At 34.3% G+C, this 11,693-nt stretch carries 12 protein-coding genes and 1 pseudogene; 8 read left to right on the top strand and 5 right to left on the bottom strand.

From position 1 onward, the window contains the following. The first annotated feature begins 51 nt into the window (after positions 1 to 51). Positions 52 to 579 carry a coiled-coil domain-containing protein gene (locus KKQ76_RS04315; RefSeq protein WP_213195982.1) on the top strand — a complete coding sequence of 176 codons (528 nt, stop codon included), beginning with the start codon at positions 52 to 54 and terminating at the stop codon, positions 577 to 579. Here the strand turns inward: KKQ76_RS04315 and rsmA are convergent. Then, a complete protein-coding gene (gene rsmA, locus KKQ76_RS04310; protein WP_213195981.1) occupies positions 576 to 1,349 on the bottom strand; it encodes a 16S rRNA (adenine(1518)-N(6)/adenine(1519)-N(6))-dimethyltransferase RsmA in 774 nt (257 codons plus the stop codon). The two genes, KKQ76_RS04315 and rsmA, sit on opposite strands and share 4 nt — an antisense overlap. A gap of 89 nt (positions 1,350 to 1,438) precedes the next feature. On the opposite strand from rsmA, the gene KKQ76_RS04305 reads away from it, so the two are divergent. The 6 genes from KKQ76_RS04305 to rluF all read left to right on the top strand — a co-directional run bounded on the left by KKQ76_RS04305 (position 1,439) and on the right by rluF (position 5,533). After that, positions 1,439 to 2,338 carry a cell division protein FtsX gene (locus tag KKQ76_RS04305; RefSeq protein ID WP_213195980.1) on the top strand — a complete coding sequence of 300 codons (900 nt, stop codon included), beginning with the start codon at positions 1,439 to 1,441 and terminating at the stop codon, positions 2,336 to 2,338. 12 nt (positions 2,339 to 2,350) lie between these two features. Continuing rightward, a complete protein-coding gene (locus KKQ76_RS04300) occupies positions 2,351 to 2,626 on the top strand; it encodes a DUF3098 domain-containing protein (protein WP_213195979.1) in 276 nt (91 codons plus the stop codon). Between the two features lie 78 nt (positions 2,627 to 2,704). Continuing rightward, positions 2,705 to 3,520: an undecaprenyl-diphosphate phosphatase gene (locus KKQ76_RS04295; protein ID WP_213195978.1), complete on the top strand. Its 816-nt coding sequence runs from the start codon at positions 2,705 to 2,707 to the stop codon at positions 3,518 to 3,520. 21 nt (positions 3,521 to 3,541) lie between these two features. Then, positions 3,542 to 4,240, top strand: a complete 699-nt coding sequence (truB, locus tag KKQ76_RS04290; protein ID WP_213195977.1) for a tRNA pseudouridine(55) synthase TruB — start codon at positions 3,542 to 3,544, stop codon at positions 4,238 to 4,240. A gap of 2 nt (positions 4,241 to 4,242) precedes the next feature. Beyond that, on the top strand, positions 4,243 to 4,797 hold the full coding sequence (locus KKQ76_RS04285) for a hypothetical protein (protein ID WP_213195976.1): 555 nt from the start codon (positions 4,243 to 4,245) through the stop codon (positions 4,795 to 4,797). Between the two features lie 16 nt (positions 4,798 to 4,813). Continuing rightward, positions 4,814 to 5,533: a 23S rRNA pseudouridine(2604) synthase RluF gene (gene rluF, locus KKQ76_RS04280; RefSeq protein WP_213195975.1), complete on the top strand. Its 720-nt coding sequence runs from the start codon at positions 4,814 to 4,816 to the stop codon at positions 5,531 to 5,533. A 2-nt stretch (positions 5,534 to 5,535) separates the two neighbouring features. Here rluF and KKQ76_RS04275 read toward each other — a convergent pair whose 3' ends face one another. Both KKQ76_RS04275 and KKQ76_RS04270 read right to left on the bottom strand, forming a co-directional pair. Then, a complete protein-coding gene (locus KKQ76_RS04275; protein ID WP_213195974.1) occupies positions 5,536 to 5,910 on the bottom strand; it encodes a DUF779 domain-containing protein in 375 nt (124 codons plus the stop codon). A gap of 76 nt (positions 5,911 to 5,986) precedes the next feature. Next, positions 5,987 to 7,492 (bottom strand): annotated as a pseudogene (locus KKQ76_RS04270) (aldehyde dehydrogenase family protein). A gap of 195 nt (positions 7,493 to 7,687) precedes the next feature. Between KKQ76_RS04270 and KKQ76_RS04265 the strand changes: the two are divergent. Then, on the top strand, positions 7,688 to 8,632 hold the full coding sequence (locus tag KKQ76_RS04265; protein ID WP_213195973.1) for an AraC family transcriptional regulator: 945 nt from the start codon (positions 7,688 to 7,690) through the stop codon (positions 8,630 to 8,632). Positions 8,633 to 8,694: 62 nt separating this feature from the next. Here KKQ76_RS04265 and KKQ76_RS04260 read toward each other — a convergent pair whose 3' ends face one another. Further along, positions 8,695 to 10,470 (bottom strand): acyl-CoA dehydrogenase family protein, encoded by a 1,776-nt coding sequence (locus KKQ76_RS04260; protein ID WP_213195972.1) that lies wholly within the window; start codon positions 10,468 to 10,470, stop codon positions 8,695 to 8,697. Between the two features lie 22 nt (positions 10,471 to 10,492). Continuing rightward, complete coding sequence (locus KKQ76_RS04255; protein WP_213195971.1) at positions 10,493 to 11,671, bottom strand: thiolase family protein; 1,179 nt, start codon at positions 11,669 to 11,671, stop codon at positions 10,493 to 10,495. Positions 11,672 to 11,693: the final 22 nt, after the last annotated feature.

Here is an 11,693-nt window from a genome sequence, read left to right as displayed (position 1 = left end):
GTCAAATTTTAGTCGATTTTTAATCGTAATTTTGTCAGAAAATTAAGCAAAATGAAGTTTAGAGAACTTAAAACAGAAAATAGTACGTTGCTAGATAAGATGGCAGACAGCGTTATCAGTTGGATTGGTTCTAGCGCTTCATTGGTATTTCACACTTTGCTATTTATCACCAGTTTTTTACTTCCTCTTTTTAAAGTTGTAGAATTCGAAGAAATGCTTTTGGTTCTCACTACGATTGTGTCTTTAGAAGCCATTTACTTGTCGATTTTCATTCAAATGTCTGTCAACAAGAGCAATAAACACATAGAAGTGATTAAGGAAGACGTAAACGAAATTCAGGAAGACATTGATGAAATCCAAGAAGACATTGATGAAATCCAAGAAGACATCGATGAAATTCAGGAAGACATCGACGAAATTGCTGATGATGAAGACGAAGATGAACACAAAGAAAAAGCTCAAAAAGTAATTCTCAAGAGCAATGTTTCTAATAACAAGCAAGAAATCAAGGAATTAAAAGCGAAAATTCACGATTTACAATCGAAATTAGAAGAGTTAATTCAGAAAGATTTTAATTAATTTTTTGCGGATTTCCATTCTTGCGTGAAGTTGATAAAATCTTCTACACTCAGTTCTTCTGCACGTTTATCCATAAAAGCATGAGATTTTAACACTTCTGGAATATCTAGAGATTTCAGTGCGTTGCTCAGTTTTTTTCTTCTTTGGCCAAAACCTGTTTTTACAATTTGTTTGAAAAGAATTTCATTGCCTTCCAAACCATCTTTTCTGTTTCTGGTGAGTTTGATGACTCCAGATTTTACTTTTGGAGGCGGGTTGAATACGTTTTCGTGAACGGTAAACAGGTATTTTACATCATAATAAGCTTGAACCAAAACCGACAAAATGCCATAATCTTTGGTTCTAGGAACCGCAGCTGTACGTTCTGCCACTTCCTTTTGGAACATTCCTACCATTTCTGGAATCTGCTGATAATTTTCTATAATCTTAAAAAGAATCTGAGACGAAATATTGTAGGGAAAATTGCCAATTACCGCCACTTCTCCAGAGAAAACATCACTTAAATTAATTTTGAGAAAATCACCTGTAAAATGCTTATTTTCAAGTTTTTGATAATGTAATTTTAGGTATTCTATGGATTCTGTGTCTATTTCTGCAACGTAAGTTTCGGTAGGTTTTTCGAGGAGATATTTGGTTAAAACACCAGTTCCAGGACCTACCTCTAATACATATTGATATGGTTGAAAGTCAAGACCTTCTACGATTTTTTTGGCAATATTTTCATCAGTTAAAAAATGCTGACCAAGATGTTTTTTTGCTTTTACGTTCAAAATTTTTAAGATTTTTTAACACAGTTTTGTGTTTGTTCAGGGGCAAATTTCGGAGTTTTTTTTCTATTTTAGCAGAAAATTTTTTATTGATGGCAAAATTAGCAGAAGATTTAAACAAGAAAAGGCTCCGTTCTAGCAACATTACCGTATCCATTAGTATTGCATTGGTATTATTTTTAGTAGGACTTTTTGGGTTGATATTGATAAATGCTCAAAAATATTCAGATTATATCAAAGAGCAATTGGTGGTAGAAGCTTATTTTGATGACTATATAGACCCTAGAGATTCTGCGAAAGCAGAGCAGTTGCAAAAATTAGCTTACGAAAGAATAAAATTGCAGCCTTTTGTAAAAAAAGCTAAATTTATAACTAAGCAAGAAGCTACTGAACTTGCCAAAAAACAATTGGGTATAGAAACAGATGCTCTTTTTGAAGGAGATATTTTCCCACCATCTGTAGAAGTTACTTTGAAACCAGAATACGTAGATCCTGTAAAAATAAGTGACGTTGTAAAGAAACTGAATGAAGTAGAAGGCGTAAAAGAAGTGAAAAACGACAGTAAATTGACAATTGAAGTTTACAATAACCTCAATAGAATTTTGACTTGGATTTTGGCATTTTCTATCTTATTCTTAATCGTAGCAATGGTGTTGATTAACAACTCTATTCGTTTAAAAATATTTTCTAAACGTTTCATTATCAAGACTATGCAATTGGTAGGTGCAAAACGCAGATTCATCCTTAAACCATTTGTAAAAGAAGCGGTAATTTTAGGAATTATCGGTGCTATTATTGGTTTAACAGCTTTATTTACAGGTTGGTATTTCTTTACCAGCGAAATCGGAACTCCATTTGTACAAGACACCAATCAATACATTTGGTTAGTCGCAATCGTTTTTGGTGTAGGTATTCTCATCACCGTCATCAGTACAGTTTTTGCAACTTGGAGATTCTTAGCGTCTAGTGTAGATGATTTATATTACTCATAGAAAATTTTAAAAATGTCTAAAAAACAAACTATAGAAAAGTCTGAATCCCAGCACAATCCTTTTTATTTTGGCAAAAAAAACTATCAACTCATGTTGGTGGGATTGGCTTTAATTTTAGCAGGATTTCTTTTAATGCTTGGTCCAGATGCCAATACTGTTAACGGAAAACTAGATCCTAATGCTTGGAATGAAGACATCTTTTCCATCAGAAGAATCAGAATAGCGCCGTTATTGGTGATTGCTGGATTTGTAGTTCAGGTTTTCGCTATTCTTAAAAGAAACAAATAAAAACATTTAAAAAACTAAAGAATTAAAAGATTTGAATTGGGATTTGAATCTTTTAATTTTTTTATCACAATACAGTTTATGGATTTAATCAGAGCAATTATTATTGCAATTGTAGAAGGTCTTACCGAATATTTACCCGTTTCTTCTACCGCACACATGATTTTCACGAGTTCATTTTTTGGAATTCAAGAAGATGAATTTGTTAAAATGTTTCAAGTTTCGATTCAGTTTGGAGCAATTTTAGCGGTAGTCTTTTTGTATTGGAAGAAATTTTTTGATTTTAAAAATATCAAATTCTATTTGAAATTAGGAGTAGCCGTTTTACCAGCTTTGGTTCTAGGAAAATTATTTGATGATAAAATAGAAACAGTTTTAGAAAAACCTATTCCCATCGCAGTTGTTCTGATTTTGGGTGGTGTCATTTTACTTTTTATCGACCAAATTTTCACCAAACATACGATAGATGACGAAAAAGATATCACTTTTAAAAAAGCATTAACGATTGGCTTTTGGCAATGTCTTGCGATGATGCCAGGAACGAGCAGAAGTGCGGCTTCTATTATTGGTGGAATGCAACAAAACCTTACCAGAAAGGCTGCTGCAGAGTTTTCATTCTTTTTGGCAGTTCCTACCATGTTAGCCGTAACTGCTTATTCAATTTTTGTAAAAGATTGGAATCATAATGGTCTTGAACAAAAAGGATATGAAATGATATTTGCGACTCCAGAAAACACGATGAGTTTTTTCGTAGGGAATTTGGTAGCATTTGTAGTAGCAGTTATTGCGATTAAGTTTTTCATTGGTGTTTTGACCAAATACGGCTTCAAACCTTGGGGTTGGTATAGAATTATCGCAGGGATTTTATTGTTGATTTATTTTGGTTGGGTGAAGTAATTTCATTTTATACTTTTTACTTTGAACGCAGAAGATTTTTTAAACGGACAAGTACTTTTGGTGGACAAGCCTTTGGATTGGACCAGTTTTCAGGCTGTTAATAAATTGAAGTACAAACTGAAAAGAGAGTTCAATCTTCCTAAAAAATTTAAAATCGGTCATGCTGGAACGCTGGATCCTAGAGCAACTGGCTTATTGATTATCTGCACCGGAAAATTCACCAAGAAAATTCCAGAAATTCAAGATGCTCCAAAAGAATACATCGCAGAAATAAAAATTGGCGTACAAACAGAATCTTACGACACCGAAAAACCAGAAATACTTCATGCCGATTATTCACACATTACAGAAGATTTCATCAAAGAAACTTTGGCAAAATTTGTAGGGGAAATTGAGCAAAAACCGCCTGTTTTTTCAGCTATAAAAATTGATGGAAACCGTGCTTATGATTTAGCAAGAGCTGGTCAAGAAGTAGATATGAAATCTAGGAAAACCACCATTCATTATCTCAATAACATCGAAATTCAACTTCCTTTTATCACTTTTACCGTAGGTTGTAGCAAAGGAACGTACATCAGAAGTTTAGCGCACGATATTGGTCAAAATTTAGGAGTTGGTGCTTATCTTACTCAACTCAGAAGAACCAAAATAGGAGAGTATCATGTAGAAAATGCACATGCAGAAATTTTGGAAAATGAGTTTAGATTTGAAAATTTCTAACCATGAAAAACTATTACTTTTTATTCATTTTTATTAGTTTTTTAGGATATTCTCAGCAAAAAGGAAATCTTAATCAAGGAATTTATTGGAGTACAGATGGTCAAGTTGCCTATGGATTGGCAAAAGCAGTTGCAGACATCGTGAATGAAGATAACAATGTAGATTTTAATGCCAATGCTGGAATCACTTCTGTTATTGGTTTTCAACCGATGCATAGAATAGGTTTAGGCGCTGGTTTTCGATACAATTACATTTATGACAATATCCATAATTTGTATTTTTTGGTTCAGCCAAAAATTTATTTAGATAATGCCGCAGATTCTGGATATATTTATCTCAATGCAGGATTTGCCCTTACAAAAAGTGATGTGAGAAAAGCCAGAGTATATACTTTAGGTATTGGTGACCAAAACCCCATCAATGTAAGAATGAATTATTATTACTCCTTTTTTCTGGAAAATCACAGCATGAATTTCGGAGATGGACTGAAAAGTAACTTTTATATTGGTTTAAATCTTGGAATTACTTTTCACTCCAATAAAGTGAGAGAAGAATAAGAAAAAATTAAAATTTGTGGAAACGCGTATCAATAAATATTTATCAGAAGTAGGCTTTTGTTCGAGAAGAGAAGCCGATAAGCTTTTGGAACAAGGAAGAATTACCATTAATGGCAAAAAGCCAGAATTAGGAACTAAAGTTTCTGATGCTGATGAAATTTGCCTAGATGGCAAAAACATCAAAAAAACAGAAGAAAAACACGTTTATATCGCCTTTAATAAACCCATCGGAATTGTTTGCACCACAGATACCAAACGTGAAAAAAATAACATCGTAGATTACATCAATCACCCGAAAAGAATTTTCCCCATCGGTAGACTTGATAAACCTAGTGAAGGTCTTATTTTATTGACTTCTGACGGTGATATTGTGAATAAAATTTTACGCGCAAGAAATAACCACGAAAAAGAATACATTGTACGTGTAGACAAACCGATTACCCCAAAATTTCTAGAAAAAATGCGCAATGGTGTTCCGATTTTAGACACCGTAACCAAAAAATGCGAAGTAGAACAAATCGATACTTTGCAATTTAGAATTGTACTTACCCAAGGTTTAAACCGCCAAATCAGAAGAATGTGCGAATATCTAGGTTACGAAGTAAAAAAACTGAAGCGCATTAGAATCATGAACATTAAACTGGATTTGCCCATAGGAAAATGGAGAGATTTAACTGATGCTGAAATGAAAGAACTGGCTCAACTTCTCCAAGATTCTAGTAAGACTTTTGATTAAAATTACTCCATTCTTTTTACAGGCTCTAAATTTTTTAATTCTTCCTCGGTAAAAAGTCTGTAAATAATTTTAAAAGTTTTTCCTAATGGTGTTTCCAGAGAAAAACCGCCTGGTCCGAAACCGTCTGTAACATCTAGTGTGAAATGCGAAAATTTCCAGTATTCAAATAAATCTCTATCGATCCAAAATTCATAACCATCTACCAAACCAATCATGGCATCATTGGTTCTTACGTAGAAACCTCCTTTTTCAAAACATTGAGGCTGGGTTCCTTCGCAGCAACCCCCAGCTTGGTAAAACATTAAATCACCGTGTTTTTCTTTAAGCGTTTTAATGACTTCCAAAGCTTTTTTTGTTACGTCTAACCTTTTTACCATTTCTAAAAATTTTTAATAAAATTAAAAAAAGGAATGCTGATGAACAACATTCCTTCAAGTTTAAAACACAAGTGAACTAGAAAAATCCTAGTTTATTTTTGTTATAGGAAATCAACATATTTTTTGATTGTCTGTAATGATCAAGCATCATTTTGTGGTTTTCTCTACCAATACCAGATTATTTATAACCACCAAAAGGTGCACCAGCTGGATATGCGTGATATTGGTTTACCCAAACTCTACCAGCTTTTATCGCTCTCGGAACTCTGTATAATTCATGCGCATCTCTAGTCCAAACTCCCGCTCCTAAACCATACATGGTATCGTTCGCAATTTCTATCGCTTCTTCTGTAGATTTAAAAGTAGTTACTGCTAAAACTGGCCCGAAAATCTCTTCTTGGAAGATTCTCATCTTGTTATGCCCTTTGAAAATGGTTGGCTGAATGTAATAACCACCTTCTAAATCTCCACCTAAATGATTTACTTCTCCACCACAAAGCAATTCTGCACCTTCTTCTTTGCCTAATTTGATGTAAGAAAGGATTTTATCTTTTTGAATTTGTGAAGCTTGAGCACCCATCATTACGGTTGAGTCAAGAGGATTTCCTGTTTTGATGGCTTTAGTTCTTTCTACCACTCTTTCTAAGAATTTATCAGCAATAGATTCATGAACCAATAATCTAGAAGGACAAGTACAGATTTCACCTTGATTTAGAGCAAATAATACCGCTCCTTCAATGGCTTTGTCAAAAAATTTATCATCTGCATCCATCACAGAAGGGAAGAAGATATTAGGAGATTTACCTCCCAATTCTAAAGTCACAGGAATAATATTTTCTGTAGCATATTGCATAACCATTCTACCTGTAGCTGTAGAACCTGTAAACGCTGCTTTTGCCACTTTTGGATTGGTCACTAAAGTTCTTCCTAACTCAGCTCCGAAACCATTGACAATATTCACCACACCTGCAGGAAGTAAATCTTCAATTAGTTCCATTAAAACCATAATAGAAACAGGGGTGCTTTCTGCTGGCTTAAGCACCACACAGTTTCCTGCAGCAAGAGCAGGAGCCAGTTTCCAAACTGCCATTAGAATAGGGAAGTTCCAAGGAATAATTTGTGCGATTACACCAATAGGTTCGTGTACGATGATAGAAACGGTGTCTTTGTCTAATTCAGAAATAGAACCTTCTTCAGCTCTTATTACACTAGCAAAATATCTGAAATGATCTACTGCCAAAGGTAAATCTGCAGCCATCGTTTCTCTAATGGCTTTACCATTATCTACGGTTTCTACTGCAGCGATATAGGGTAGATTTTCCTCGATTCTATCTGCAATTTTATTCAAAATAATGCTGCGTTCTGTAGCAGAAGTTTCGCTCCATGTTTTGAAAGCTTCAGATGCAGCATCTACAGCCATTTCTATGTCTTGTTTTGCTGAATGTGCTGCTTTTGCCATAACTTTTCCATCAAGTGGAGAAAGCACTTCGAAATACTGTCCTGTAGAAGGAGCAGTCCATTTTCCATTAATGTAATTGTCGTATTTTTCTTTTAAAACAGGACGATTGATGTGTGTTGACATAATTTGTTAAATTTTTAATTTTCAGCCAAATTATCTTAAACATTACAAATGTCATGGTAAAATCGTCTCAAATGATAGTATAATAGTGTTTTGAAAATATTGATTATAATACTTTAATATAAATCTTGTTTGATTGAAAAATTATTATATATTTAGCCAAATTGATTATTTTATCAAAAATATCATTCATAGTTTATGATACGAGAAGACAAACATTTGCTCTACACCCCTGAATTAACAGGACATGAGCAATTACAGAACATTATAGAAAATAAGACTACTTTCACTTTAAATAATTGTGAATTTTCTTTGTATGAAACGCACAAGAAGACAGAAGATGTTAAACTAAAGTTTAATGATTTGACTTTTACAGCGATGTTACGAGGGAAAAAGCACATGAAATTGGAAAATAAATCTGAGTATTTTGATTATTTTCCTGGAGAAACGGTTTTAGTTTCTCCTGGAGAAACAATGGTCATCGACTTTCCAGAGGCAGACGAAGCTCCTTCACAATGTATTGCACTAAGTTTCAGTCCAGATTTTGTAGAAGAATCTTTGCATTATCTCAATACCAAATTAATGAAAGTAGACGAAAGCACTTGTTGGAGAATTTCTAGCGAAGAATTTTATCTGTTCAACAGTTTGCCACTGGCTTCTGCAACCAATAATCTCATGAGAATTGCCATGGAAGATAACATGAATAAGGATATTATGGCAGATTTGGCGCTGAAAGAATTATTGGTAAGACTGATGCAAACTCAAGCAGGAAAACTCATTGAAAACGATTACAAAACACTGAAAACTTCAAACCGATTGGCTTTTATCATAGATTATATTAAAAACAATCTGCATCAAAAATTAAGTATTGAACATTTGGCCAAATTGACTTTCGTAAGTAAATCTAATTTCTTTAAACTCTTTAAATACGAACTTGGAACATCGCCTAATGAATATATTCTTCAGCAAAGAATAAAACGTGCAAAAGAACTCCTCAAAGAAAACCAAAGCATCAAAGAAGTAGCTTTTGCGACTGGTTTTTCTGATACCAATCACCTCATCAAAACCTTTAAAACTTTTGAAGGTATTACTCCGAAAAATTATCAACGAAATTTATTTTCAGAATATAAAATCGTTTCTTAAATAAACAAAAAACCGCTTCAAATTTTTGAAGCGGTTTTTAAGTATAGTTGAATTAACAAATTTTAGTAAGAGTTTTTCTCTACAAAATGCTTAGCAATTTTCTCAGTTAACGCGATTACGTTTGGCTGATTGGTATATTTTGTAAATCTTCTAAGACCAGAAAGCATCATTCTTTGCTCATCTCCATCAGCGAAAGAAACGATTCCTTCTTTAGCAGCTGTAATTACAGCTTCTACTGCTTTGTAAAGGTTTAATTGAGCCATTGCTGCTTCTATAGAATCTGGACCGAAGTTTTTCTCAACTCTTAGAATTGCAGATTCTGCCATGTAAATTTGGTTTAAAATTTCTGAAGCATTGATTAACAAGTGTTGTTGCTTTTCAATTTCCATCATGTATTTCTGAAGAGCAGCACCAGAAACCATTAAGAATACTTTCTTAAGATTTGCGATAATTGCTTTTTCTTCTGACATAAATTCTGAATAATCAGGCGTTTCAAAAGAAGGAATTCCCATTAATTCTTTTCCAACTGCCATTGCAGGAGACATTAAATCAATTTCGCCTTTGAAAGCTCTTTTAATCAACATTCCCACAGAAAGAAGTCGGTTGATTTCGTTGGTTCCTTCATAAATTCTAGAAATTCTGGCGTCTCTCCAAGCTGCTTCCATTGGTGTATCTTCAGAGAATCCCATACCTCCAAAAATCTGAATTCCTTCATCTGCTGCTTTTTGAGCGATGTCTGAAACATAAACTTTTAGGATAGAACATTCTACCGCGAATTCTTCCACACCTTTTAACTCAGCTTCTTGATGAGACATTCCTCCTGCAACTAGAGCATCAATTTTATCTTGAATATCTTGAGCCGCTCTGTAAGAACCCGCTTCTGAAACGAAAGTAGCAGTAGCCATTTCCGCTAATTTTTTTCTAATTGCTCCGAAAGTAGAAATAGGAGTATTGAACTGTTTTCTTTCGTTTGAATATTGAACAGAAAGGTTGAAAATTCTTCTCTGTGCATCTAAACAAGCAGCAGCCAATTTAATTCTACCTACATTTAATGCATTTAAAGCGATTTTGAAACCATTGTTTCTTTCACCCAAAAGACATTCTACAGGAACTTTCATATCATTGAAGAAAACCTGACGAGTAGAAGAAGCTCTAATACCTAATTTGTGCTCTTCTTCACCGAAAGTAAGGCTTTCAGGATTTTCTAATTCGCTTCTGTTTACTACGAAACCTGTGATATTTTTATCATCATCAATTTTTGCAAAAAATGTGAATGTATCTGCAAAACCTGCGTTAGAAATCCACATTTTTTGTCCATTGATGATGTAATGTTTACCGTCTTCAGAAAGTTTAGCTCTTGTTTTTCCAGAGTTTGCATCAGAACCAGCATCTGGCTCAGTAAGACAGTATGCTCCAAACTTCGTTCCAGCTGCTAAATCTGGTAAATATTTTTGTTTTTGTTCTTCAGTTCCGTACAATAGGATAGGAAGCGTGCCAATTCCAGTGTGTGCTCCATAAGCAGTTGCCAATGAACCCGTTGCACCAGAAATGTAATCACAAGCAATCATTGTTGAAACGAAACCTAAACCAAGTCCGCCATAATTTTCAGGAACTGCGATTCCTAAAAATCCCATTTCACCGATTTGTTTCATACACTCTTCAGTGAATGCGTAGTCTTTTTTCTCGAAACGCTCTTTGTTAGGAACTACAACTTTGTCAATAAATTCTCTTGCAGAGTCGCGAAGCATTTTTTGTTCCTCAGAAAAATCTTCCATCGTGAAGATATTCTTAGCTTCTATTTCTTTTATTAGGAATTCTCCTCCTTTTAATGTGCTCATATTATATATTAATTTTTTTATTTTACAATAGTTCAATTACAGAAGCTGCGCCTTGTCCTGTTCCTACACACATAGAAACCATTCCGTATTTCACGCCTCTTAATTTCATTTCGTCAAGAAGCTGAACCGTCAATTTAGTTCCTGTACAACCTAGAGGGTGACCAAGAGCGATTGCTCCACCATTTACATTTAAAATTTCAGGGTTTAAATCCAATTCTTTTTTAATGGCAACTGACTGAGAAGCAAAGGCTTCGTTCAATTCAATTAAACCAATATCTTGAAGAGAAAGCCCAGCTTGTTTTAACGCTTTTGGAATTGCGTAAATTGGACCAACCCCCATAATTCTTGGCTCTAAGCCAACAGCTGCATAAGAAACTAATCTTGCAATTGGCTCAAGGTTTAATTCTTTTACCATTTCTTCTGACATTACTACTACGAAAGCAGCACCATCAGACATTTGAGAGGAGTTTCCTGCGGTAACAGAACCTCCAGCTGCAAAAACTGGTCTTAATTTTGCCAAACCTTCGATAGAAGTATCTGCTCTAGGACCTTCGTCTACTGAGAAATCAAATTTTTTGGTTTGAACTTTTTGGTTTTCGTCTAAGAAATTATATTCTACAGGAATTGGAACGATTTGTTTTGCAAATTTACCTTCAGCAATAGCTTTCAAAGCTTTTTGATGAGATTCAAAAGCAAATTGGTCTTGTTCTTCCCTAGAAATATTGTATTGTTTTGCCACTTCTTCCGCAGTGTAGCCCATTCCCCAATAATAATCTGGGTGAGATTTTGCATAATGACTTTCTGGAACTGGTTTATAACCTCCCATTGGAATGAAAGACATACTTTCTGCACCTCCTGCAATAATACAATCTGCCATTCCTGCTTGAATTTTAGCAGAAGCAATCGCAATCGCTTCACTTCCAGAAGCACAATATCTATTTACAGTTACACCAGGAACTTTATCGGTATTTAATCCCATTAAAGAAATCAAACGTGCAACGTTTAAGCCTTGTTCTGCTTCTGGCATTGCGTTACCAACGATTAAATCATCGATTCTATCTTTATCTAACTGAGGCAAATCTGCCATCAATTTTTCTATCACTTTTGCAGCCATTACATCTGGTCTGGTAAATCTTAAACTTCCTTTCGGAGCTTTACCTACCGCTGTTCTGTAACCTGCTACTATATATGCTTGTTTCATAATTTAGATTTTAGAAATTAGA

Source organism: Cloacibacterium caeni, from assembly GCF_907163105.1.
In the GTDB taxonomy this organism is placed as follows: domain Bacteria; phylum Bacteroidota; class Bacteroidia; order Flavobacteriales; family Weeksellaceae; genus Cloacibacterium; species Cloacibacterium caeni_A.
Note: the sequence above shows the minus strand (reverse complement) of the source record. Positions and strands in the feature narration are given on the sequence as shown.